Source organism: Pseudomonas sp. GW821-FHT07F05 (assembly GCF_059418765.1).
The window spans coordinates 255439-279472 of sequence record NZ_JBWKQL010000006.1 but is presented as its reverse complement, the minus strand read 5'-3'; the positions used below and the strand labels follow the sequence as shown (position 1 = coordinate 279472).

Genomic DNA, 24034 nt, shown 5'->3' with positions numbered 1-24034 from the left:
CATGAGCCAGAAAGTCACCCCGCACCAATTACACGCCTGGCTGTTCGACGGGCGGGAAATCGCCGTCTTCGACGTCCGCGAACATGGCCAGTACGGTGAAGCGCACCTGTTTCACGGGGTGAATCTGCCGTACAGCCGCCTCGAGCTGGACGTGCATCGCCTGGCCCCCAACCCTCGGGTCCGTCTGGTGATTTACGACCGCGATGATGGCGACCTCGCCTTACGTGCCGCGCAGCGTCTTGAAGCGCTGGGCTACAGCGGTGTGCACATTCTCGAGGGCGGCACCGATGGCTGGCGCGCCGCCGGGTGCGAGCTGTTTGCCGGGGTACACGTGCCGTCGAAGGCCTTTGGCGAGTTGGTCGAAGAGGCCCGCTATACGCCGCATATCAGCGCCTCCGAGCTGGCGGCGATGCAAGCCAGTGGCACGCCGCTGGTATTGCTGGACGGCCGGCCGTTCGATGAATACCGCAAGATGACCATTCCCGGTTCCATCTGCTGCCCCAATGGTGAGCTGGGCTATCGGCTGACCGAGCTGGTGCCGGATGACACCACGCCTATCGTGGTCAACTGCGCCGGCCGCACGCGCAGCATCATCGGCGCGCAGACGCTGATCGACCTGGGGGTGAAAAATCCGGTCTACGCCCTCGAAAACGGCACTCAGGGCTGGTACCTCGCCGACTTGCCGCTGGAACATGGCAGCGAGCGCCGATACCCGAACGTCCCGCCGGGCGCTTCGCTGGAGGCGCAACGTCAGGCGGCTCAACATCTCGCCCGACGCGCCGGGGTGCAGGCGGTGGAAGCGGCGCAGGTCCTGGCGTGGTCTGACGACCCTTCATGCAGCCTGTTTCTGTGCGACGTGCGGACCCCGGAAGAATTTGCGCTGGGCAGTTTGCCGGGCGCGCAACACACGCCGGGTGGGCAGTTGATTCAGAGCACCGACCTGTACATCGGCGTCCGTCAGGCGCGCTTGGTGCTGGTGGACAACGACGGCGTGCGCGCGCCGATCGTCGCCGCCTGGCTGCGTCAGTTGGGCCACGACGCCTATGTACTGGGAGGCGGGTTGAGCAGCGGCTTGCACCTGCCGATCGACAACTCCGGTGTCTTGCCGCCCCTGGCTGAAGTGGGCGCTGCCGAACTGGCAGATTCGCTCCGAGACAATACGGTCGTGCTGATCGACCTGCGCGGCAGCATGGCGTTTCGTAAAGGCCATATCGAGGGATCGCGCTGGTCGATCCGTCCTCGCTTGGCTGCCGATGTGGTTGGGCAAGCCAGCCCCGTCGTGCTGGTGGCGGAGCAATCGGCCGTGGCGGCGCTGGCTGCACTGGAGTTGCCGGAGGAGCTGCGCGGCTCGGTGCGCTGGCTGGATTTCAATGCATGGCAGGCGGCAGGTTTCAACCTCAGCGAAAGCGCCGGTGATCCGCCTGACGAGGACTGCATTGATTTTCTGTTTTTCACCCATGACCGTCATTCGGGCAACAAAGCGGCGGCCCGGCAGTACCTGGCCTGGGAGATCGGCCTGCTGGGGCAAATGACCGAGCAGGAGATCGCCAGTCTCAAGCCCTTGCCGGCCATCGCGGAGGATGATCGCGTTCGTACCCGGCTGGTGCATGCCGCCCGAGGCGCAAAGGGCGACGGGCCGCGCGGCGTGAACCCGCCGGTCACGCGAATGAGCACCGTGTTATTCGATAGCCTTGGCGACATGCGCGACGCACGCAAGCGCCGCGACACTGAGCGTGTCCTGAGCTACGGCGCGCGTGGTAACCCGACCGCGTTCGAACTGGAAGACCTGATCACCGAGCTTGAGGGCGGTTACCGCACTCGCCTGTTCGGTACCGGCCTGGCAGCGGTTGCGCAGACATTTCTGGCCTACCTGCGCCCAGGCGACCATGTGCTGATTACTGACGCGGTGTATTCACCGGTGCGGCAGATCGCCGAAGCATTTCTGGCGCCGTTTGGTATCCAGTACAGCTACTTTTCTGCCGACGGCAGCGGCTTGGCGCAGCAGCTGCAAGCCAACACCCGAATGGTCTACACCGAGGTTCCCGGCTCGCTGCTGTATGAACTGTGCGACCTTCCGGCGATTGCTGCGCTGTGTAAGTCGAAAGGGATTTTGCTGGCAGTCGACAACACCTACGGCTCCGGGTATCAGTACCGGCCTCTGGCCCTGGGCGCCGACATTTCCATCATGGCCCTGACCAAATACCTGAGCGGTCACAGCGATGTGGTCATGGGCAGCGTCTGTACCACCCAAGCCGTCTGGCAGCGTCTGGCCGTCATGACCGACACCTTCGGCAACACCGTGAGCCCGGACGATGCTTATCTGGTGCTGCGCGGCGCCCGCACCCTGGCGGCAAGGTTGGATGTCCACCAGCGCCAGGCCTTGCAGGTCGCGCACTGGCTCCTGGAACAGCCGCAGGTCAAAAACGTGTTCCATCCTGCGCTGCCCCATCATCCGGGCCATGCCCTGTGGAAGCGCGACTTCAGCGGCAGCAACGGCTTGCTCACCTTCGAACTCGCGGACGCCGACCCCCGCTATCTGGAACGTTTCATCGACGCGCTGCAACTGTTCGGCCTGGGCGCGTCGTGGGGCGGGTTCGAAAGCCTGATCATCGTTGCGAATGTCGGCGACCGTGATAACGCTTCGGACAAATCCCTGAATCCGTTGCTGAGGCTGCACATTGGGCTGGAGGATGTGGAGGCGTTGATTGAGGATTTGCGGAGGGGGTTTGAGGCGATTGTCTGATCGACGAATAGGCCTTGATTCGTGACCAGCCCCGCAAATGTTGGATCGGCTGCGTAAACGTCTTTACCAGGCCGTGCAGGCGGCAAACCCGAAAGAGTTGATCGTTCGAAAGGCCAAAATTTCGGTCGCGATAAATATGTACCGCATGCTGGTCGGATGCTTTCGCCATTATTCGCTGCCTCGGGTTTGGACGAATATGGCGATGGGAAGGCATGGAAAGGACACCAAACTGCGTGATCAGATCCTTAAATCGGAGGCGCGCCAGCAGGTCAATAACGCCGTTGGCAACTCGCTCAAGCTAAACGCGCTGGGTGTTAATGGAGGGTTAATACGCATTGCGCCTATAGATTCAGCCGCGATAGAGATCAGTCATGGGTGGTATGGCAGCTCATATCCATGGGGGGACGTACCGTGGTGGAAGCGCAAAGATGCCAGAGGGCTTGATCTCGCCCTTTGGCATGCCGATGAACTTTGCGGTTTGTGTTATGCAACACCGCGAAGGAGCCGTTTGCGGATCAAGGTCATCCTGCTCGAGGGGCAGCCGAACACGAACCATCCCCTAAAAGGACTGGTGGCCCGGATGATGTTTCTAGCGGTAGGTGTTTACGCAAGGATGCTGGGCTGTGAAGTCATCCAGATTGAGAGCCCCGAGCCAGGTGTGGTGAGTTACTACCAAAGGTTGGGTTTCCAGTTCGATGCGGATGGATGCCTTGTCATTTCGGCAGGTCGTTCCTAATATGACTTTCTCAACCAGGGCAGGGAGGTGCTCATGAACACAAGGAAACGCAGAGAAAAACTGCAGTCGATCGCTGAGTTCCGAGCCTCAGCGCGCAAGCGCGCTGTTGAAATAATCCCCTCGCAGATGCACTTCCTGCGCGGAGCGCTCGAGATTGAAAGAGAGCTTGAACCCGCCGGCCCGATGGCTGGGTTCAGGGGCTGACTCCTCAAAAGAAAACCGCCGACATCGTCAGTTTTGTTGTTCTAGGATGTCCCCAGGACCACAGCAGGGAGGTGTTTATGAACATCAAAAAACGCAAGGCCAAGATTCGGGAAATGACGGAATTCAGTGCCGAAGCGCACAAGCGTGCTGCGGAGTATGCTCAAGCTCAGCTGCATTTTCTGCGCGTAGCAATCGAAATTGGAAGAGACCTTGAACCAGCTGGCCCGATGGCTGGGTTCAGGGGCTGAATCCTCAAAAGAAAACCGCCGATATCGGCGGTTTTTTCTTGAGCGGCGATCAGCGCCTCACGCCGTTGGCCTGAGCATCCTGCGCGTGCCGTGCTCCGTTATTCATGGCCGCGAGTTCTTCAAAAACCCTAATAACGCCAACACCGGAAATACACTCCCCACGATCACAATCCAGACCCAGCCACCGTGGTCATACAGCGCACTGGCGACCACCGATCCAATCGCGCCGCCGATAAAGATGCTGGTCATGTACAGCGCGTTAAGCCGGCTGCGGCTTTTGGCGTCGAGGGCGTATACCGCGCGCTGGCCGAGGACCATGTTCATCTGCACGCAGAAATCGAGGATGACCCCGGTGACTGCCATGCCGATCACGGCGTATGCCGGTTCGATCAGGCTGGGCAGAAAGCTCAGTGCGGCGAACAGCATGGCGCACAGGCTGGCGACGCGGGTGTGGCCGGCATCGGCCAGGCGGCCGGCGATGGGCGCGGCGATGGCGCCGATGGCCCCGACCAGGGCGAAGAGGGCGATCTGGCTTTGCGACAAGCCGTGATTGCGCGCCAGTTCCAGCGGCACGGCGGTCCAGAACAGGCTGAAGGTGGCGAACATGCACGCCTGATAAAAGGCGCGCTGGCGCAAGACCGGCTGTTTGCGCAGCAGGGTCCATAACGATTTGAGCAACTGGCCATAGGTGGCGCTGTGGGCAGGCTGATGTTTCGGAATGGTGGTCGCCAGCACCACGCTGATCAGCAGCATCACCACGGCGGCCGTGCCGAACACCGCGCGCCAGCCGAAATGGTCGGCGATCAGGCTGGCAGCGGGCCTTGCCAGCAGAATCCCCAGCAGCAGGCCGCCCATGATGCTGCCGACCACGCGCCCGCGTGTTTCTTCCGGCGCGAGGTTGGCGGCCAGCGGCACCAGAATCTGTACCGCCACCGAGCTGAAACCCACCAGCAACGAAGCGATCAGGAACAGGTTGGGCGTCTGCGCGAACGCGGCGCTGAGCAGACTGAGCATGGCGACGCCGGTGGTGACGATCACCAGGCGACGGTTTTCCAGCAAGTCGCCCAGCGGCACGAGGAAGAACAGGCCGAGGGCGTAGCCGATCTGGGTCAGCGACACGATGAAGCTGGAGAGTGTGCCGGACAGGCCGATGTCCGGCGCAATCAAGCCAATGATGGGCTGGGCGTAATACAGGTTGGCAACGATCGCGCCGCAGCAGAACGCGAACAGCATCGCCAGGCCCTTGGTCATGGTGGCGCCGTGGGTCGCGGGAGAAATGGACGTCATGGGAATACCTGGAGAGGTTGCAGGCTCGGCAGAACGATTCTGGTACGGCGTGCAGAAAAGAGTGGCGCGAGGTTAACGCTTTTTCGTTGCGTTAAGAAGGGGTGGCAGTGGAATGGCGCAGCGTTGGTCGGCGCACGTTATGGAGTGACGTCTTACCCGCACCAAACCCGTGCAGCCCACGACAATAGCGACGTTCCGGTCGCTCTGCCGAAACTTTTCCACGTGCGCTTCGGTCACTGCTTACACATACCCCCCTCACACCCCATCGGAAATAAAAAATATGCCTCGGGCAATCTGGAAAGGCGCGATCAGTTTTGGACTGGTGCATATTCCTGTGGCGCTGGTGTCGGCGACGTCCCGCCAGGGTGTCGACTTCGACTGGCTGGACAAGCGCAGCATGGACCCGGTCGGTTACAAGCGCATCAACAAGGTCTCCGGCAAGGAGATCAATAAGGAAAACATCGTCAAGGGCGTGCAGTACGAGAAAGGGCGTTACGTCGTCATCAGCGAGGACGAAATTCGCTCCGCCCACCCCAAATCAACCCAGACCATCGACATCTTCGGTTTCGTCGACAGCGACCAGATACCGCTGCAGCACATCGACACCCCGTACTTTCTCGCCCCCGACAAGCGCGGCGAAAAGGTCTACGCGTTGTTGCGCCAGGCGCTGGTCGACACCGGCAAGGTGGCGCTGGCCCATGTGGTGATTCGTACCAGCCAGCACCTGGCGGCGGTGATGCCGCTGGAGTCGGCGATCGTGCTCGTGCTGCTGCGCTGGCCCTCGGAAGTGCGCGGGCTCGACAGCCTCGAGCTGCCCAAGGAAGCCACCGACGTCAAGCTCAGCAAGAGCGAGCTGGACATGGCCAAGCGCCTGATCAAAGACATGAGCACCGAGTGGACGCCGGACGCCGGAGAATACCGCGACACCTTTCAGGATCAGATCATGTCGCTGGTGGAAACCAAGGCCCGCGAAGGCAAGATCGAGAACGTCGAGACCGATGCTGGCGACACTGAGCGTAAGTCGGCTGATGTCATCGATCTGACCGAACTGCTCAAGCGCAGCCTGGGCGGTCGCGGCACTGCAGCGAAGGCGGCGCCTGCCAAAGCCAAACCGGCGAGCAAAAGCAAAGTCGAGTCCAAGGACGATGCGCCGGCGAAGCGCCGTGCTCCGCCCCGAAAGAAGACCACCAAGGCCTCTTGAACGCGTGTCCTGTAGTAGCGTTAAAAGATGCACCGTTCCAATGCGCAGAGGTTCATCGTCATGACAAAACCTGTGAGTGAATACACCCGCAAGCGCAACTTCGATGTCACGTCCGAGCCGGCGGAAAGCGAGGGCAAGACGCGAAGCAAGAAAGGCAAGGCGCTGAGTTTCATCATTCACAAGCACGACGCGCGCAACCTGCATTACGACTTTCGCCTTGAACTGGATGGCACACTGAAAAGCTGGGCGGTGCCGAAAGGGCCGAGCCTGGACCCGAAGAACAAGCGCCTGGCGGTGCACGTCGAAGACCATCCGCTGGGTTACGGCACGTTTGAGGGCAGCATTCCCGAGGGCGAATACGGTGCTGGCGACGTGATCATCTGGGATCGCGGTGTCTGGCAGCCCCATGGCGACCCGCAGGAAACCTACAAGGCCGGCAAGCTCAAATTCACCCTGATCGGTGAAAAACTCACCGGCGACTGGGCGTTGGTGCGGACTCGCTTGCCCGGCAACAGCGACAAGGAACAGTGGCTGTTGATCAAGGAAAAGGACGATGCCGTGCGCTCGGGCGAGGAATACGACGTCGTCGTCGACAAGCCGGAAAGCGTGGTCAGTGGCGCAACGGTGGGCGAAGGACGCAAGCCGGCCAAGAATGCCAAACGTAAATCGGCGGCATCTGAACCCGCTGCCGACACCTCTGCTGCGAAGACGCCCGCAAAAAAGCCAGTGCAAAAAAAAGCCAAAACGCCTTCACCCAAAAAGAGCGGCGTGCCGGCCAAGCTCTCGCCGCAGTTGGCGACGCTCATGGACACCCCGCCCGAAGGCACATGGCTCTACGAAATCAAGTACGACGGTTATCGGATTCTGACCCGCATCATCGATGGCGAGGTGAAGTTCTTTACCCGCAACGGCAATGACTGGACCGATCGATTGCCGCTGCAGGCCAAAGCCGTTGGCGATTTGAAACTGGACAACACCTGGCTGGACGGCGAAGTGGTGGTGCTCAACGACGCCGGGTTGCCGGACTTTCAGGCGCTGCAGAATGCGTTCGACATCGACCGCAGCATGGACATCATTTATTACCTGTTTGACGTGCCGTTCCTGAACGGTGAAGACCTGCGGGAGACGCCCGTCGAAGACCGCCGCGCCGCCCTCAAAAAAGTGCTGGGGCGACAGAAAAAGGGCCTGCTGCGGTTCTCCGAAGCCTTCTCTGCCGGCCATCGCGACATCATCGAAAGCGCGAGCCTGATGTCCCTCGAAGGCGTCATCGGCAAGCGCGCCGGCAGCGTGTACCAGTCCAAACGCAATGCCGACTGGATCAAGCTCAAGTGCAAGCTGCGCCAGGAGTTCGTCGTCGTCGGCTTCACCAAACCTCAGGGCGCGCGCAATGGTTTTGGCGCGCTGCTGCTGGCGGTGAACGAGGAGGGCGCGGGTCTGGTGTATGCCGGTCGGGTCGGCACGGGGTTCAATCAGCAGATGCTCGGCGACGTGCTTGAGCAGATGAAGCCGCTGGAACAGGACGCCTCGCCGCTGGCGAAGAAGGTTACCAGCGCCCAGGGCCGGGGTGTGCACTGGATAAAGCCGACATTGGTGGCGGAGGTCGAGTTTGGCGAATGGACCCGTGACGGCATCATTCGTCACTCGGCGTTTGTCTCATTACGCAGCGATAAGCCGGCCAGTGAAGTGGTCCACGAATACCCCAGGACGCCGAGAGACATCAAGGCACCGTTCAAACCCAGCGCCGCCAAAGCCAAAGCGCCGAGCAAGAAATCCGCGACCCGCGCCGATCCTTCAGCCGAGAAGCCCAAGCCGGCCAGCAAACGTGCAGGCAAGGACCGCATCGACGTGGCCGGCGTGATGGTTAGCCATCCCGAACGGGTGATCGACGCTGAGAGCGGCCTGCACAAGATCGAGCTGGCGCAGTATTACGAATCAGTGGCGGACTGGATTTTGCCGCACCTCGACCATCGGCCCGTGGCGCTGTTGCGCTGCCCCGAAGGCGTGGCGGGCGAGCAGTTTTTCCAGAAACATTCCGAGCGCATGGCGATCCCCAACATCAAGCAGCTGGACCCCAAGCTCGACCCCGGACACGCGCGTTTGATGGAGATCGACAGCGTCAAGGCACTGGTCGGTGCGGCGCAGATGGGCACCATCGAACTGCACACCTGGGGCGCGACCTACGATCAGATCGAGCTGCCGGACCACTTCGTCCTGGATCTCGACCCGGACGACCAGTTGCCCTGGCGCAGCATGATCGAAGCCACACAACTGACGTTGTCGACCCTCGACGAGCTTGGCCTGGATGCGTACGTCAAGACCAGTGGAGGCAAGGGCATGCACATCGTCGTGCCGCTGGCGCGCCGGGCGGATTGGGAGTCGGTCAAAGCCTTCGCCAAGGCGCTGGCGCAATTCATGTCGCGGGAGCTGCCGGACCGATTCACCGCCACGTCCGGGCCGAAGAACCGGGTGGGCAAGATCTTCATCGATTACCTGCGTAACAGCCGGGGTGCAAGTACGGTCGTGGCCTATTCGGCGAGGGCGCGGCCGGGGTTGCCGGTGTCGGTGCCGATCAGCCGTGACGAGCTGACCGAGGTGAAGTCCTCGGCGCAGTGGAACATCGCCAACCTGCAGCAGCGTTTGCGCAAGCTGAAAGCGGATCCGTGGGCCGGTTACAAGAACACACAGCGCCTGACCAAACCGATGTGGAAGCGTCTGGGCGCCACGCCGCCGGCGTGAAGCGTTGAGTCACTCGCGCTGTGACGGGTGTCTGGCCAGCCATGCCCAAGCCGCCATCGCCGCGGGCGCGACCCGTGAAGAAGTCGCCGCCGCCCTGGCTACCGCGATCTCGTTGAATGCGGGCGCTGCGTACATCTATTCGATGCACGCGCTTGAAGCGTATGACGCGCTGAAGCCATAAATCGCGGTAGCTCGCGGCGATACGCAAAGGCCGGCAGGGTGCTTGCCGGCCTTACGCGTAGCTTCCGCACTCGGTTAAATCACTTGACCCCGTCAGTCCGCTCGCCCACTTCCGCCGGGTAGAACTCCCCTTCGAGCCCTGCGGTCAGCAGGCGTTCACGCACTTGTGTTTCGACTTCAAGCACCTGCTCAGAGTCGTCGATGTCGTCAACCACCAGCCAGACCGGCATGACGTTCTGACCATGGGTGCCTTCGCTGAGCATGTCGTGGGAGAAGACTTGATTGGCGCGCCACAGGCACAGTTCGTCATCGGTGTGGTGGGGCTCGCGAACGGCGGTCGGTGAGGTCAGCCAGATTTCGGTGTAGGGGCGCAGGTCTGCGTTGGCGAGTTCGTTCAGGGTGATAACGGTTTTCATTTTGTGTCCTCCAGTGTTCAAGATGGAGTTGTGACGTATGGGGCTGCCCAGCGTTCCCGCGATCTGCGCAGATGGTCGCAGTATCTGCCGAGATCAAGAGCGTCTGCCCGGAGGCAGACTGTGAAGATCAAAAGCGCTGCGCAGATCAAGAGCTTCCCGGCTAAAGCCGGGCCTACAGTGCGCCGCCGATGCCATGGGATGCACGCGCTGCTGTTTAGTGGGACCGGCTTCAGCCGGGAAGAGGCCATTCCAGGCGCTGATGTCCGATCGTTCCCACGCTCTGCGTGGGAATGCATCCCGAGGCGCTCTGCGTCATTCCGGGCCGATAGGAGGAATGATTGAGTTCCAGCGCCAACCCGCGATCTGCGCTGATGGTCGTGCGGACTTGAACCGAGGCCGCGTGCGTGGGGTCGACCATTCACTGTGCGCTCACGTCAGCCCGACCCGGAGACATGCCCGTGACCGACCCACGCCCGCTCACCCGCAGAAGACTGATCGCTCTGGCAGCAGGTGCCTCGGCGGCGTTGGTGTTTGACGCAGCGGTCGGTGATGCGAGTGCAGGCGTCCACGCCACAGCATCCGAACCGCCACCCCCCGGCCCTTCGCCCGTTCAATCAGAAGAGCGGAACATGCTCACGCGAGACATTCCATCCAGCGGCGAAGCGTTGCCGATGATCGGCCTTGGCACCTATCGCGGGTTCGATGTCGAGCCCGGCAGCGATGCGCACAAACTGCTGCCCGCCGTGGTGGATCAGTTGTTCCACGCCGGCGGCACGGTGATCGACAGCTCGCCCATGTACGGCCGCGCCGAGGAAACCACGGGCGAGTTGCTGGCGATCCATCAGCCGTCATCGCCAGCGTTTCTGGCGACCAAGGTCTGGACCCGAGGGCGCGACGAAGGCATTGCCCAGATGGAAGCGTCGTTCCGGCTATTGCGGACCCAGCGCATCGACCTTATGCAGATCCACAACCTGCTGGACTGGAAGACTCACCTGCCAACGCTGCGTCAGTGGAAAGAGGAAGGGCGCATTCGCTACGTCGGTCTGACGCACTACACCCCGTCGGCCTACGCTGAGGTGGAAGCTGCGCTGAAGGCCGAAGCGTTCGATTTTCTGCAGATCAACTACGCGCTGGACGATCGCGCGGTCGAGGCGCGGCTGCTGCCGCTGTGTCGTGAGCGAGGGGTGGCGGTGATCTGCAATCGGCCGTTCGGTGGAGGCGGTCTGCTCGGCCGCTTGCGCAACACGCCGCTGCCGGGGTGGGCGGGGGAAGTTCAGGCCAGGAGCTGGGCGCAACTGGCGCTGAAGTTTCTGATCTCGCACCCGGCAGTAACGTGCGCGATTCCCGGTACGGGAAATCCGAAATACATGAAGGAAAACGCCGAAGCCGCCAGAGGGCCTTTGCTTACTGATGCCCAGCGCCAGCAGCTGATTGCCCTGATCGGCTGATTTTGCCTACCGCCGGTTGGGCCGTTTCATATGAACGGCGCGAACTGAGGCGATCAGCGTTTGACCGGCGCAGGCAGAGTGACCAGATCCACGTACGCATCCCAGAACTTCTTCTGATCCACGGCGTACACCACTTTCGCTTTCTGTGTGCCGACGGGCGCGTTCTTCTTGTAGCCCATGGAGCGGCCGTAATCCGGTCCGAAGTGGGCGTCGACATCGACCCACAGGTCTTTGGACTCAGTGACCAGTTCCGGATGCACCAGGTACAGCGCGGGCAGGCTGTCCCAGGTGAAGCTGTGATGGTGCGGGTCCTTGTCGAACTCAGGCCCCAGCACCGTTTTGTACAGGTTGGGAATCACACCTTTGCTGGCGACGATGCGCTGGTAGACCGAGGCGTCGAAGATGACCTTTTCGCAGACATCGTTGGGAAAAATCACGTGCTCGATAGGCGAGCGCAGGACGATTTTTGCGGCCTCGGGGTCGAACCACCAGTTGAATTCCGCCGCTGGCGTCGTGTTGCCGGGGATCTCGATGGCGCCGCCCATGTACACGATGCGTTTGATCAGCGGCACGATTTCCGGCGCGCTGCGAATCGCCAGAGCGATGTTGGTCAATGGGCCAACGGCGAGAATGGTCACCTCGTGGGGGTTTTTCTTCACGCTGTCGACGATGAACTGCGCGGCGGATTCGCTGCGCAATGCAGTGTGCGTCGCAAGCCCGTCCGGCGGCGAAACCAGTTGCGAGGCCGAGGTCGGACGCGGGGTCTTGAACGCCCCCGGCCAGCCTGCGCCGAACAGGGCTTTTTCCTGGTCATACGTGGCGAAGTCGTGCAGCAGCGGGTAGGCCGCGCCGGAGTACACGCCGATATCCTTTTCCACGCCCATGCGCTCGACAGCCTTCAGCGCATCGACCTGTTCCTGATCAACCCACGCGTTGCCACTGACGAGGGTCATGCCCAGCACGTCGATGCGCTTTTGCGCGTGCAGTTGCGCCAGCATGATGAAGGCTTGGCCGTCGTCGTTGAGCACGTTGAAATCGGTGTCGAAGATGACCTTTTCCGCGGCCTGCAAGGAGGTCGCGGACAGTCCCAGCGTCAGGGCCAGGGCACAGCTTTTCACAAACGCCTGCATGGTCGGATTCCACAATTGTGATGGGATGAATACGATTCGCCGGGTTGGAGCGCGGCGTGTCCCGCGAAAGCGGTGGGTCAGTGAACGAACCGTTGACTGACCCACCGCATTCGCCAGCAAGCTGGCTCCCCCGGGATAGGCGTCCAGCGCGACGAGTTACCGATTCACCAGCTTTGCCGGCAGCGCAACCACCAGCAGGCTGCTCAAAATCAGGCACCCGGCAAAGAACCACAACGCCCCGGCGCTGCTGCCGGTGACATCGATGGCGATGCCCATCATCGAGTTGCTCACCAGCCCGGCGATGTTAGCCAGCGAGCAGGCCAGCGCGAAACCCGTCGCTGCCGCCCGGCCCTTGAGGAACGTTGCCGGCAGGCTGAAGAACACCGGCACCGCGCCAATGATCGCGGCCGAAGCGACGGCAAACAGCGCGACGGTGGCAACCACGTTATGGGTGAAAAACGGGCTGGCGGCCATGGCCACGGCGCCGATCCAGAACGGCACGATGATGTGCCAGCGCCGTTCGCGACGACGGTCGGAGCTGGCGCCGATCATCAGCATGCCGATCAGCGCCGCGACGCTGGGCAATGCCGTCAACACGCCGATGTGGAAGGTGTCGGTGACCCCGGCGTTCTTGATGAACGTCGGCATCCAGAAGCCCATGGCGTAGGCGCTGAGCAAGATCGAGAAATCGATGCCGCCAAGCATCCACACTTTCAGATTGAAAAAGCCGTCGCGAAAGCTGTGCTTGCTGTCCTTGCCCTCAACGTCGTCCAGGCGCAGCTCGCCTTCCAGCAAGGTTTGTTCGGCGCTGTTCAGCCATTTGGCTTCTTTCGGATTGTTCGGCAGCGCCCAGAACGTCATCACCCCCAGCAGCACGCTGGGAATGCCCTCGATCAGGAACAGCCACTGCCAGCCACGCAGCCCGGCAGTCTGGTCGAAATGGCCCATAATCCAGCCCGACAGCGGGCCGCCGATGACGCTGGAAAGCGGCAGGCCGATCATGAACAGCGCGATGATGCGGCCGCGGCGGTAGGTGGGGAACCAGGTGGTCAGGTAAAACAGCACGCCGGGCAGGAAGCCCGCTTCAGCGGCGCCGAGGAGAAACCGCAGCACGTAAAACTGCGTCGGCGTGCTGACGAACAACGTGCAGGACGACAGCAAGCCCCAGGTGATCATGATCCGCGCGATCCAGATCTTCGCGCCGACCTTCTCCAGCACCAGGTTGCTCGGCACTTCGAACAGGATATAGCCGACGAAAAACAGCCCGGCGCCCAACCCGAACGCGGTCTCGCTGAAGTGCAACTGGTCGAGCATTTGCAGCTTGGCGAAGCCGATGTTGATGCGGTCCAGGTAAGCGGCCAGGTAGCAGAAACACAGGAAGGGGATGAGCTTCCAGGTGATCTTGGTGTACAGCGCTTTGATCGGGTCCGCGGCTAGGTTCGCGGAGGTTTCTACATTCGCAGAGGGCATGGGTGTCTCCTGGCGTTTCTTCGACCGGTGAGCGCGGCGGCTGATTTTGCCTGCGTTTGCGGTGTTGTCATATGGGGGACGAAGCGGCAAGCGCCAAGCTTCAAGCTTCAAGCTGCAAGAGGGGACCGCATGCTCTTGACTTGCGGCTTATCGCTTGAAGCTTGCAGCTCGCAACTGTGTCATCGCCTCCTGCTTGCTCACCACATCTCCGTACTTGCTGTCGATGTCGAACAGGTTCGCTTCATGGGGATCGGGATGCCGGTCACCCACGCATTCGCGCACGACGATGGTCCGGAAACCATGCTGCACGGCATCCACCGCGGTCGCCCGGATACAGCCGCTGGTGGAGCAACCGGCCAGCACGACGGTGTCGATCCCTTGGGCGTGCAGCATTGATGCCAGCGACGTGCCAAAGAACGAACTGGCGTACTGCTTGCTGATCACGACCTCTTGGGGCAATGGCTGTACGGCCTCGCAGAATGCGGCCAGCGGGTTGCCTTCGACCATGTCCTTCATCACCGGCGCTTTTTTCACCCACATGCCGCCGTCCGCGAAATGCGTGGGGTGGTAGCGGATGTTGGTGTGCACCACCGCGATGCCGTGTTCCCGCGCGCAGGCCAGCAGCTCGACGCTTTCGGCCACCGCACTGACCACGCCGGGCGCATATAAAGGCGCGCCGGGTTGGGTGTAGCCCTGCATGAAATCGATCATCAGCAGGGCCGGTTTCGCACCAAAACCGATACGATTGCCCCAGACGCCTTGATAGTTGGCGTCCGCGCTTTGTGGGTCGGTCATTGCGTTCTCCTGTTCATCGTTTTAAGCAAGGACCGTCAGGTCAGCGGCGTACCGAGAAAGTCACCGAACGCGGCGAAGAAGCCCGGCAGGTTGTCCCACGGAATCATGTGTCCGGCGTTTTCCACTCGCGCGATCAGGATGTTCGGTTGCAGCTGTCGGATTTCGGCTTCGTCTTCCGGCTGAATCACGCCGCCGCGGCCAGCGACGATGAGCAGGGCAGGGACCGGAAGGTTCGGCAGGTCCTGGTGGAAATCCACGTCGTGGAAGTCATTGAAGGCGCGGACGATGGCGGGCTCGTAGCAGGTGTGCAGCCACTCGGCGCGTAGTTGCAGTTGTTCCTCGGTCCAGGTCGGGCAGAACGCGCGCATGTGTTCGGCGCTCATGCCCTGTTGCGACTGGCGGATGGAGTCGACATACCACGGCAGCTTCGCCGGGTATTCACGACGGCCCGGCCCGGACACCGGCGGATCAATCAGGACCAGGCTTTTCTGGCCCTGGGGGCAACGAATCGATGCCCGAACGGCAAAACGCGCGCCCATCGAGTGGCCGGCGAGGTGATAGCTGTCGATGCCCATGGCGGCGGCAAACGCACCGATGTCATCGGCGCAGGTGTCGACGCTGTAATCCAGATCCGGCCCCGTGGAAGAAAGCCCGCGACCGCGCGCATCCAGCACGTAGGTGTCGAAAGACTGGCCCAGGCGTTCAGCGACGAACCCCCAGGTGATCGCCGGGCTGGTGATGCCCGGGATCAGGATCAGCGCCGGTTTACCGGAGTGAATGTCGCCGCCGTAGCGCAGGTAATGCTGACGGATGCCGTTGGCCTGGACGTTGCCGCCATGGATGAATGTGCTCACGCCGCCACCCCCGATTTCAGCTCCTGGCCGTACAGGTCGTACCCGTAAACCCAGGCCGGATCTTCCTGGGTGCGCAGCCAGGTGTTGGCGTTGGAAACCGCTTGCACCCGAGAGGCGCGTTCCTTGCGATTGGCTTCGTACAGCTGGAACGCGGTGCGGTAGTCGGTGAGGCCGGTTTCCTGGAGGCAGCGGGTGAGCATCGCGGCGTCTTCAATGGCCATGCCGGCGCCCTGGGCCATGTGCGGCTTCATCGGGTGGCAGGCGTCGCCCAGCAAAACGAGGCGACCGCGACTCCACAAAGGCAACGGGTTGCGGTTGAGCAGCGGCCACTTGGTCACGCTGTCGGTGGATTCGATCAAGGCCTGCACGGTGGGGTGGTAACCGGCGAACGCTTCATACATTTCGTCCCGGCTACTGTCGACCCAATTGCCCTCGAAGTCCCACGCTGCATGGGGCACGCCGGTCACGTAGTAGTACTCATCGCGCTTGCCGGTGGTGTGGTAAACCATCATGTGACGGTCCTCGCTCCACCATTTCACGCAGTTCTCGAACTCCAGGTTGTATTTGGTCAGCACCTCGCTGGGGATCAGCGCGCGGTGGGCGACCCAGCCGCTGTACAGCGGCTTCTCATGGCCCAGCAGCTCTTCGCGAATCTTGGAGTTGATGCCGTCGGCGCCGATCACGATGTCGGCGTCGGCGTGGGTGCCGTCGGCAAAATTCAGGCGCACGCCGTTGTCGCGTTCTTCCAGCGTGGTCAGGCATTTGCTGAAGTGCACGCTGCCCGGCGCCAGCGTCGACATTTGCAGCGCGTGCAGATCACCGCGGTGCACGGTGATGTAGGCCGCGCCGTACTCCTTGAGGGAGAACTCGCCCAGGGCGATGCGCGACAGGTAATCGCCGGTCGCACCGTCGCGGCTGAACCAGAAGTCCGGGTGCGAACCCATGTCGCTGAGCTGTTGCTCGATGCCCATGCGCCGGAAGATTTTCATGATGTTCGGGCCCATGTGGATACCAGCACCGATACGAGAAAACGCGGGGGCTTGTTCGTAGATATCGACGTGGAAGCCGGCTTTCTGCAACAGCGTCGCAGCCGCAGCGCCCCCCAGACCGGATCCGACGATGGCGATTTTTTGCGTGGTTGGCATGGCGCGCATTCCTTTGTGTTTCATGAGCTCTGAATGACCGGAGCTCTGGATGACGGCGAGGCGAAAAGAATGTATCGCGTCGCTGGGTTTTTAAAGTGTATACGCTGATATTTTTAAAAGTGAACCGATATTTCCAGAAACGGCAGGCGGTGTCGCAAACAGGCATGTCACCTGCTGTAACCCTTATTCATTGGGATCTGTGTGGTTGGGTAACAGAGTGGCGTGCCTATTGCAGCGGCGTCCGGATTGATGTCTTATCGCTTTTAATAAGTGTGTACGCTTTAAAAAATGCACTGGTCTGATGCGCGACGCCTTGCAATGGTGCATCCGGCTCGTCATCCGCCCCAGAGGAGAAAAGAGATGCCGGTTAGCGATTGCGAATTGACCCAGATGTTCGAGCACGTCCTAAAACTGTCGAAAGTGGACGCGACCCAGAGCGTGGCGGTGCTCAAGAGCCATTACTCAGATGCGCGTACGGTGCGTGCCGCGATGGACGCCGCTCAACGTTTGGGCGCCAAGGTCTATGCGGTGGAGCTGCCTTCGTTCAATCACCCCAAAGCCATGGGCAACGACATGACCGCCTACTGCGGCGACACCGCGCTGACCGGCAACATCGCCGCGCAACGTGCCCTTGAGGCGGCGGACCTGATCGTCGACACGATGATGCTGCTGCACTCGCCGGAGCAGGAGCAGATCCTCAAGACCGGCACGCGGATTCTGCTGGCGGTGGAGCCTCCGGAAGTGCTGGCGCGGATGCTGCCGACGGTGGCGGACAAGGAGCGGGTGCTGGCCGCCGAACAGCTGCTGAAGGCGGCGCGCTCGATTCAGGTGAAGTCACGGGCCGGCAGCGATTTCCGTGCGCAACTGGGGCAATACCCCTCCGTCACCGAATACGGTTTCGCCGACGAGCCGGGGCGCTGGGACCACTGGCCCAGCGGGTTTCTGTTTTCCTGGCCGAACGAAGAGACCGCCGAAGGCACGCTGGTCATTGATGTGGGGGACATCGTGCTGCCGTTCAAAACCTACTCCCGCGAGCAGATCACGCTGGAGATCGACAAGGGGTTTATCACGGGGATTCACGGTGGTTTCGAGGCCGAGTACCTGCGTGATTATCTGAAATACTTCAATGACCCGGAGGTCTACGGCATTTCCCACATCGGCTGGGGCCTGCAACCCCGCGCCCAGTGGACGGCCATGGGGCTGCACGACAAGAACGACGGCATGTGCATGGATGCCCGGGCGTTCTACGGCAACTTCCTGTTTTCCACGGGGCCGAATACCGAAGTCGGCGGCACCCGCAAAACCCCGTGCCATCTGGATATCCCGCTGCGTCGTTGCGACATTTATCTGGACGATCATGCCGTGGTGCTGGCGGGGGAAGTGGTGGCGCCCGAGGCGTCGAAAGCCTGACGCAGGCCTGCATTTGGCTTGCGCTACGCGGGACTCAGGTTGTACGCAAAACTTGTGGGAGTGACCGGGGTGGCGCTCCACCTTGCTCACGAAGGCGGGATTCCTGTAGATGAAGATTTAGGGTCCTTACCTACTTCTTCGCGAGCAAGCTCGCTCCCACAGGTTTTGCATACACCCCGGGATCTTCCGCGCACAGCAACCTTGTGGGAGTGAGCTTGCTCACGAAGACGGCATTCCAGCTGCCGAAATTCTGAAGGATGTACCGTCCTTTTCGCGAGCAAGTTGAAGCGCCACCCCGGTCGCTCCCACTATTCATCTGTCGGCGGATACACCAGCGACACAACTCACTCATTCCGAAGATTCCCCTCAACCCCCGCAGACGTTACTGTAGCCACCACTTTCCAGATCCTGCCGAACGAGCCACCCGTGTCCACTGACAACCCTTCCAATAACAATACGTCCTACACCTTTTCCGAGCAGGTCGGCCATCTGCTGCGCAAGGCCTACCAGCGGCATCTGGCGATCTTCCAGCAGAATGTCGGCGATTCGCAGCTCACGGCGGTGCAGTTCGTGACCCTGTGCGCTCTGCGCGATCACGGCCCCAGTTCGCAAACCGAGCTGGTCAAGGCCACGGCCGTGGATCAGGCGACCATTCGCGGCATCGTCGATCGCCTGAAAGCACGGGACCTGATCAGTCTCGACCCGGACCCGCAGGATCGCCGCAAGGTCATCTGCAGCCTGACCAACAGCGGCCTGCAACTGGTGCAGGAAACCGTGCCCCGCGCCGCGCAGATCAGCGAGCTGACCCTGAGCAAACTCAACCCCGCCGAACGCGTGGCTGTACTGTTTCTGCTGCGCAAACTGATCGACGAGGGCGATGAATAGCGCCGCCTGACAGCACCGCTGTAGGAGCCCGCTTGCCCGCGAACACGATCTGCCCGCGACATTTATGTGCATGACCCACTGCATTCGCGAGCAAGCTCACTCCTACATGGAGAATGTTCAGTCCACCCAATTGCGACGTCGAAACGACCAAACCCACCCCAATACTCCAACGTCCTACAGCCTTTTCTCCGCTGGCATGCTTCCTGCTCTCGTTTCATGAAGTAATCACTTCATCAAATGCAAGCTACAGCGGGTAACACATGAAGGCTGACACAAGCGAGCTGCAGCGGGCGGCGGAGAAGACCGTGACCCTGAACGTCAACGGTCAGGCCACACGTGTCACGGCAATGCCTGACACGCCGCTGTTACTGATCCTGCGCAACGATCTGCACCTCAACGGCCCCAAATACGGCTGCGGCCTGGGCGAGTGCGGCGCCTGCACGGTGATCATCGACGGCGTCGCCGCACGCTCCTGCGTGTTTCCACTGGCCGGCGCCCAAGGGCGCGAGGTCACCACGCTGGAAGGCATCGGTTCGCGAGACCGCCCGCATCCGGTGCAGCAAGCCTTCATCGACGAACAGGCTGCGCAATGCGGCTACTGCATGAACGGCATGATCATGACCGCCAAGGCCTTGCTCGACCGCAACCCGCACCCCACCGAAGCGCAGATTCGCAACGAACTGTCAGCCAACCTGTGCCGCTGCGGCACGCACCTTGAAATCCTCAGTGCGGTCATGCGTGCCGCGCGTCATCAGCCCAGCCCGGATCCCGCCCAATGACCCAGACTCTGCCCACGCGCGATGAATTGCTCGCCCAAAACGGCGTGCTGTTGATCGTCGACGACATCCTGCCGCCGTCCGGCCCGGTCGCCAAAGGCGGCACCCCTACGGTCAGGCCCATGGAATTGGGGCTGTTCATTGCCATCGATCAGGACAGCCGCGTCTATGCCTTCAACGGCCATGTGGATCTGGGCACCGGCATTCGCACCTCGCTGACGCAGATCGTCGCCGAAGAGCTGGACCTGCAGATGGATCAGGTGACGATGATTCTGGGCGACACCGAGCGTGCGCCGAATCAGGGCGCGACCATCGCAAGCGCCACTTTGCAGATTTCCGCCATCCCGTTGCGCAATGCGGCGGCCGAGGCGCGGCGCTACCTGCTGCAACAGGCCGCGCAGCAGTGGTCGGTCGATGTGGATTCGTTAGTCATCGACAGCGGCGTGATAAAAGCGCAGGACGGTCGCGAACTGACCTTTGGCCAACTGCTGGTGGATCAGCGCGTGGAGCTGCGCATTTCCGGCAACGCACCACTCAAGCGGCTGGAGGACTACAAACTGGTGGGGCAGGGCGCCGCCCGTGTCGACATTCCGGGCAAGGCCACCGGCGAATTGACCTACGTCCACGACATGCGTTTGCCGGACATGCTCCACGGCCGCGTCGTACGTCCGCCCTACGCCGGTTACGACACCGGCGACTTCGTCGGCACCAGCCTCTTGGACGTGGATGAATCCTCCATCGCCCACATTCCCGGCATCGTCCGCGTGGTGGTGATTCGCGATTTCGTCGGCATCGTCGCGATGCGCGAAGAGCAGGCGGCCAAGGCGGCGCGGGAACTCAAGGTCACCTGGAAGCCCTGGCAGCACAATTTGCCGGACATGAGCAACATCGAGCAGGCGATTCGCGACAACCCGAGCATTCAGCGGGTGGTGCTCGATCAGGGCAATGTCGAAGACGCGTTGGCCCAGGCCAGCGAGCGGATGACGCGAACTTATCTGTGGCCCTACCAGATTCACGGCTCCATCGGACCTTCGTGCGGGCTGGCGGACTACAGCGAAGAAGGCATTCGGGTCTGGTCCGGCACGCAGAATCCCCACATGCTGCGCGCCGATCTGGCCTGGCTGCTGGAATACCCCGAAGAACGGATCGACATCATCCGCATGGAAGCGGCCGGCTGTTACGGGCGCAATTGCGCTGATGACGTCTGCGCCGATGCCGTGTTGCTGTCCCGCGCCGTGGGCCGGCCGGTGCGGGTGCAACTGACCCGCGAGCAGGAACATGCCTGGGAGCCGAAAGGCACCGCCCAGTTGATGGAAGTCGACGGCGGGATTAACGCCGATGGCGGCATCGCCGGTTATGACTTCAGCACCCGCTACCCGTCGAACAACTCACCGACCCTGGCCTTGCTGTTGACCGGGCGCGTGGAGCCGGTGGCGACCATGTTTGAAATGGGCGATCGCACCTCGATCCCGCCCTACGACATCGAACACATGCGCGTCACCATTCACGACATGGCGCCGATTGTGCGGGCGTCGTGGATGCGCGGTGTGTCGGCGCTTCCCAATACCTTCGCTCACGAGTCCTACATCGACGAGTTGGCGTTCGCGGCTGGCGTTGACCCGATCGAATACCGGCTTCGTTATCTGCACGACGAGCGCGCCGCCGAACTGGTTCGCGCCACCGCCGCCCGGGCTGACTGGGCGCCGCGCACCCAACCGATGCAGATCCCCGAAGAAGACGGCGTCCTGCGCGGGCGCGGTTTTGCCTACGCGCGCTACATCCACAGCAAGTTTCCCGGCTTCGGCGCGGCGTGGGCGGCATGGGTCGCGGACGTGGCGATCGACAAGCACACCGGCGATGTGTCGGTGACTCGCGTGGTAATCGGCCACGACGCCGGCATGATGGTCAACCCCGCCGGCGTGCAGCATCAGATCCACGGCAACGTCATCCAGTCCACCAGCCGCGTGCTCAAGGAACGGGTGACGTTCGAGGAATCCACCGTGGCGAGCAAGGAGTGGGGCGGCTACCCGATTCTGACGTTCCCCGAAGTGCCGAAAGTCGACGTCATGATGATGCCGCGCCAGGCCGAGCCGCCCATGGGCGCCGGGGAATCGGCGTCGGTCCCGAGTGCGGCGGCCATTGCCAATGCCGTGTATGACGCGACCGGGATTCGCTTTCGCGAGCTGCCGATCACGGCGGAACGCATTCTCGCCGCGCTGAACAGCGCTGGCGTGGAATCCAACAGCCAGCCGCCGCAGTCGCCGAAAGCCAAACGCTCAAAGTGGCTGTTCGGTTCCTTGTTTGCTGCGTTCGGCGCGTTGCTGGGCATGGCCGCGACCGCGTTGCCCTGGCGCGCGGAAATCGCGCCGATCACGCCGCCCGCAGCGGGCACCTGGTCATCGGCGACCCTGGAACGCGGGCGATTGCTGGCAGCGGTCGGCGACTGCGCGGTCTGCCACACCGCCCCGAATGGCGCCAGCAATGCCGGCGGGCTGGCGATGGAAACGCCGTTTGGCACCTTATATAGCAGCAACATCACCCCGGACCCTGAGACCGGCATTGGTAACTGGTCGTATCCGGCGTTCGAGCGGGCGATGCGTGACGGCATCAGTCGCGATGGCAAACACCTTTACCCGGCGTTTCCCTACACGGCCTTCAGAAACATCGAGGACGCCGACATGCAGGCGCTGTACGCGTACCTGATGTCCCAGACGCCGGTGAAACAGGTGCAGCCCGCCAACGACATGCGTTTCCCGTTCAATGTGCGGCCGTTGATGGCGGGCTGGAACGCGCTGTACCTGCGCAAAGGCGAGGTGCAGACGCAGCCGCAGCAAAGCGCTCAGTGGAATCGCGGTCAGTATCTGGTCAATGGACTGGGGCATTGCGCCGCCTGCCATTCACCCCGGGACTTGCTGGGGGCGGAGAAGGGCGGCACCTCGTTTCTCGCGGGCGGCACGGTGGACGGCTGGGAAGCGCCGGCGCTCAACAGCCTCTCGAAAGCACCGACGCCGTGGACCGAGGATCAGCTGTTCAATTATTTAAGCAGCGGGTATTCCGATGCCCATGGTGTCGCGGCTGGGCCGATGGGGCCGGTGGTGTCGGAGCTGGCGAAGCTGCCGAAGAGTGACGTGCGGGCGATTGCGGTGTATCTGGCGGCGTTGAATGAGCCTGCGTCTGGTAGTGCTGACATCCGTCCCGCGACGGTGAGCGGTCTGGCAGAGAAACCGAGCGTTTCGCCCCAGTCATTGAGCAATGGTCAGCGGGTGTTCGAAGGCTCGTGTCAGGGTTGTCATGCGGACGGTCTGGGCCCGAAGCTGTTTGGCGTGAGCCCTTCGCTGGCGACCAATACCAATGTCCACAGCGCGCTGCCGGACAACCTGATCAAAGTGATTCAGCAAGGGATCGACAAGCCGGCGACGGCAGATCTGGGTTACATGCCGGGCTTCAAGGACAGCCTGTCCGACACCCAGATCAGCGACCTGGCCGCGTACCTGCGCAACCGATTTGCGCCGAATGAGCCGCAGTGGACGGGATTGTCAGAGAAGGTGGCGCATTTGAAAGCCAATCCGGGAACGCACTGACTCGGCGAGCCTCTTTGGGTGACATCCCGCTTCAGGCAACACGCTGACGCCCGGCAAAATACGGTCCCGTGGGAGTGAGCTTGCTCACGAAGGCTGCATCTCAACCGCTAAATATCTAACGGATGTACTGGCCTCTGTAGGAGTGAGCTTGCTCACGAAGACTGCATCTCAACCGCTAAATATCTGGCGGATGTACTGGCCTCTGTGGGAGTGAGCTTGCTCACGAAAGCGGTATCTCAGCCACAGAATATTCAGAGGATGTACCGGCGCCTTCGCGAGCAAGCTCGCTCCCACAGACTGCATTTCAACCGCTAAATATCTAGCGGATGTACTGGCCTCTGTGGGAGTGAGCTTGCTCACGAAGACTGCATTTCAACCGCTAAATATCTAGCGGGTGTACTGGCCCCTGTGGGAGTGAGCTTGCTCACGAAAGCGGTATCTCAGCCACAGAATATTCAGCGGATGTACCGGCGCCTTCGCGAGCAAGCTCGCTCCCACAGACTGTATTTCAACCGCTAAATATCTAGCGGGTGTACTGGCCTCTGTGGGGGTGAGGTTGCTCACGAAGACTGCATTTCAACCGCTAAATATCTAACGGATGTACTGGCCTCTGTGGGAGTGAGCTTGCTCACGAAAGCGGTATCTCAGCCACAGAATATTCAGCGGATGTACCGGCGCCTTCACGAGCAAGCTCGCCCCCACAGACTGCATTTCAACCGCTAAATATCTGGCGGGTGTACTGGCCCTTGCGGGAGTGAGCTTGCTCACGAAGGCTGCATTTCAACCGCT

At 61.7% G+C, this 24034-nt stretch carries 17 protein-coding genes and 1 pseudogene; 11 read left to right on the top strand and 7 right to left on the bottom strand.

Annotation, left to right across the window (positions count from 1 at the left end; all coding sequences use genetic code 11):
* Nucleotide 1: 1 nt before the first annotated feature.
* From metC to AC07RO_RS15610, 3 genes are all read left to right on the top strand, one after another.
* Nucleotides 2-2743 carry a cystathionine beta-lyase gene (metC, locus tag AC07RO_RS15620; protein WP_495086466.1) on the top strand — a complete coding sequence of 914 codons (2742 nt, stop codon included), beginning with the start codon at nt 2-4 and terminating at the stop codon, nt 2741-2743.
* A 37-nt stretch (nt 2744-2780) separates the two neighbouring features.
* Nucleotides 2781-3479, top strand: a complete 699-nt coding sequence (locus tag AC07RO_RS15615) for a GNAT family N-acetyltransferase (protein WP_495086465.1) — start codon at nt 2781-2783, stop codon at nt 3477-3479.
* A 281-nt stretch (nt 3480-3760) separates the two neighbouring features.
* Nucleotides 3761-3931 (top strand): hypothetical protein, encoded by a 171-nt coding sequence (locus AC07RO_RS15610; protein ID WP_172611525.1) that lies wholly within the window; start codon nt 3761-3763, stop codon nt 3929-3931.
* A gap of 102 nt (nt 3932-4033) precedes the next feature.
* Here AC07RO_RS15610 and AC07RO_RS15605 read toward each other — a convergent pair whose 3' ends face one another.
* Nucleotides 4034-5218: an MFS transporter gene (locus tag AC07RO_RS15605; RefSeq protein ID WP_495086464.1), complete on the bottom strand. Its 1185-nt coding sequence runs from the start codon at nt 5216-5218 to the stop codon at nt 4034-4036.
* A 280-nt stretch (nt 5219-5498) separates the two neighbouring features.
* On the opposite strand from AC07RO_RS15605, the gene ku reads away from it, so the two are divergent.
* The 3 genes and pseudogenes from ku to AC07RO_RS15590 all read left to right on the top strand — a co-directional run.
* Nucleotides 5499-6419, top strand: a complete 921-nt coding sequence (gene ku, locus AC07RO_RS15600) for a non-homologous end joining protein Ku (protein ID WP_495086463.1) — start codon at nt 5499-5501, stop codon at nt 6417-6419.
* A 60-nt stretch (nt 6420-6479) separates the two neighbouring features.
* On the top strand, nt 6480-9155 hold the full coding sequence (ligD, locus tag AC07RO_RS15595) for a DNA ligase D (RefSeq protein ID WP_495086462.1): 2676 nt from the start codon (nt 6480-6482) through the stop codon (nt 9153-9155).
* Nucleotides 9156-9168: 13 nt separating this feature from the next.
* Nucleotides 9169-9336: pseudogene (locus tag AC07RO_RS15590) on the top strand (carboxymuconolactone decarboxylase family protein); the annotation flags it as partial.
* Nucleotides 9337-9415: 79 nt separating this feature from the next.
* On the opposite strand, the gene AC07RO_RS15585 reads toward AC07RO_RS15590, so the two are convergent.
* Nucleotides 9416-9751, bottom strand: coding sequence for a hypothetical protein (locus AC07RO_RS15585; protein ID WP_192174754.1), 336 nt, complete (start codon nt 9749-9751; stop codon nt 9416-9418).
* A gap of 452 nt (nt 9752-10203) precedes the next feature.
* Between AC07RO_RS15585 and AC07RO_RS15580 the strand changes: the two genes are divergently transcribed.
* Entirely contained in the window at nt 10204-11199 is a 996-nt protein-coding gene (locus tag AC07RO_RS15580; protein WP_495086461.1) for an aldo/keto reductase, read from the top strand.
* A 53-nt stretch (nt 11200-11252) separates the two neighbouring features.
* Here AC07RO_RS15580 and AC07RO_RS15575 read toward each other — a convergent pair whose 3' ends face one another.
* The 5 genes from AC07RO_RS15575 to AC07RO_RS15555 form a co-directional block, all read right to left on the bottom strand.
* Nucleotides 11253-12329 (bottom strand): nucleoside hydrolase, encoded by a 1077-nt coding sequence (locus AC07RO_RS15575; RefSeq protein ID WP_495086460.1) that lies wholly within the window; start codon nt 12327-12329, stop codon nt 11253-11255.
* 156 nt (nt 12330-12485) lie between these two features.
* The gene (locus AC07RO_RS15570; protein WP_495086459.1) at nt 12486-13799 is read right to left on the bottom strand and encodes an MFS transporter; all 1314 of its coding nucleotides are present in this window, start codon (nt 13797-13799) and stop codon (nt 12486-12488) included.
* Nucleotides 13800-13946: 147 nt separating this feature from the next.
* Complete coding sequence (locus tag AC07RO_RS15565) at nt 13947-14594, bottom strand: N-carbamoylsarcosine amidohydrolase (protein WP_495086458.1); 648 nt, start codon at nt 14592-14594, stop codon at nt 13947-13949.
* 35 nt (nt 14595-14629) lie between these two features.
* Complete coding sequence (locus AC07RO_RS15560; protein WP_495086457.1) at nt 14630-15448, bottom strand: alpha/beta fold hydrolase; 819 nt, start codon at nt 15446-15448, stop codon at nt 14630-14632.
* Complete coding sequence (locus AC07RO_RS15555; RefSeq protein ID WP_192174749.1) at nt 15445-16593, bottom strand: FAD-dependent monooxygenase; 1149 nt, start codon at nt 16591-16593, stop codon at nt 15445-15447. The genes AC07RO_RS15560 and AC07RO_RS15555 overlap by 4 nt, the downstream gene beginning before the upstream one ends.
* A gap of 360 nt (nt 16594-16953) precedes the next feature.
* Here AC07RO_RS15555 and AC07RO_RS15550 point away from each other — a divergent pair, with 360 nt between their 5' ends.
* From AC07RO_RS15550 to AC07RO_RS15535, 4 genes are all read left to right on the top strand, one after another.
* Nucleotides 16954-18003, top strand: a complete 1050-nt coding sequence (locus tag AC07RO_RS15550; RefSeq protein ID WP_495086456.1) for a 2,5-dihydroxypyridine 5,6-dioxygenase — start codon at nt 16954-16956, stop codon at nt 18001-18003.
* A gap of 426 nt (nt 18004-18429) precedes the next feature.
* Complete coding sequence (locus tag AC07RO_RS15545; protein ID WP_495086455.1) at nt 18430-18888, top strand: MarR family winged helix-turn-helix transcriptional regulator; 459 nt, start codon at nt 18430-18432, stop codon at nt 18886-18888.
* Nucleotides 18889-19148: 260 nt separating this feature from the next.
* Entirely contained in the window at nt 19149-19667 is a 519-nt protein-coding gene (locus AC07RO_RS15540; RefSeq protein ID WP_495008948.1) for a (2Fe-2S)-binding protein, read from the top strand.
* Complete coding sequence (locus tag AC07RO_RS15535) at nt 19664-23245, top strand: molybdopterin cofactor-binding domain-containing protein (RefSeq protein WP_495086454.1); 3582 nt, start codon at nt 19664-19666, stop codon at nt 23243-23245. The genes AC07RO_RS15540 and AC07RO_RS15535 overlap by 4 nt, the downstream gene beginning before the upstream one ends.
* The last annotated feature ends 789 nt before the right edge of the window (nt 23246-24034 follow it).

Bases quoted from the DNA above. Each gene is read 5' to 3' on its own strand.
- AC07RO_RS15575 (WP_495086460.1), bottom strand. From the start codon at position 12,329: ATGCAGGCGTTTGTGAAAAGCTGTGCCCTGGCCCTGACGCTGGGACTG.
- AC07RO_RS15610 (WP_172611525.1), top strand. From the start codon at position 3,761: ATGAACATCAAAAAACGCAAGGCCAAGATTCGGGAAATGACGGAATTC.
- AC07RO_RS15565 (WP_495086458.1), bottom strand. From the start codon at position 14,594: ATGACCGACCCACAAAGCGCGGACGCCAACTATCAAGGCGTCTGGGGC.
- AC07RO_RS15580 (WP_495086461.1), top strand. From the start codon at position 10,204: ATGCCCGTGACCGACCCACGCCCGCTCACCCGCAGAAGACTGATCGCT.
- metC (WP_495086466.1), top strand. From the start codon at position 2: ATGAGCCAGAAAGTCACCCCGCACCAATTACACGCCTGGCTGTTCGAC.
- ku (WP_495086463.1), top strand. From the start codon at position 5,499: ATGCCTCGGGCAATCTGGAAAGGCGCGATCAGTTTTGGACTGGTGCAT.
- AC07RO_RS15570 (WP_495086459.1), bottom strand. From the start codon at position 13,799: ATGCCCTCTGCGAATGTAGAAACCTCCGCGAACCTAGCCGCGGACCCG.
- ligD (WP_495086462.1), top strand. From the start codon at position 6,480: ATGACAAAACCTGTGAGTGAATACACCCGCAAGCGCAACTTCGATGTC.
- AC07RO_RS15555 (WP_192174749.1), bottom strand. From the start codon at position 16,593: ATGCCAACCACGCAAAAAATCGCCATCGTCGGATCCGGTCTGGGGGGC.
- AC07RO_RS15605 (WP_495086464.1), bottom strand. From the start codon at position 5,218: ATGACGTCCATTTCTCCCGCGACCCACGGCGCCACCATGACCAAGGGC.
- AC07RO_RS15540 (WP_495008948.1), top strand. From the start codon at position 19,149: ATGAAGGCTGACACAAGCGAGCTGCAGCGGGCGGCGGAGAAGACCGTG.
- AC07RO_RS15535 (WP_495086454.1), top strand. From the start codon at position 19,664: ATGACCCAGACTCTGCCCACGCGCGATGAATTGCTCGCCCAAAACGGC.
- AC07RO_RS15550 (WP_495086456.1), top strand. From the start codon at position 16,954: ATGCCGGTTAGCGATTGCGAATTGACCCAGATGTTCGAGCACGTCCTA.
- AC07RO_RS15615 (WP_495086465.1), top strand. From the start codon at position 2,781: ATGTTGGATCGGCTGCGTAAACGTCTTTACCAGGCCGTGCAGGCGGCA.
- AC07RO_RS15585 (WP_192174754.1), bottom strand. From the start codon at position 9,751: ATGAAAACCGTTATCACCCTGAACGAACTCGCCAACGCAGACCTGCGC.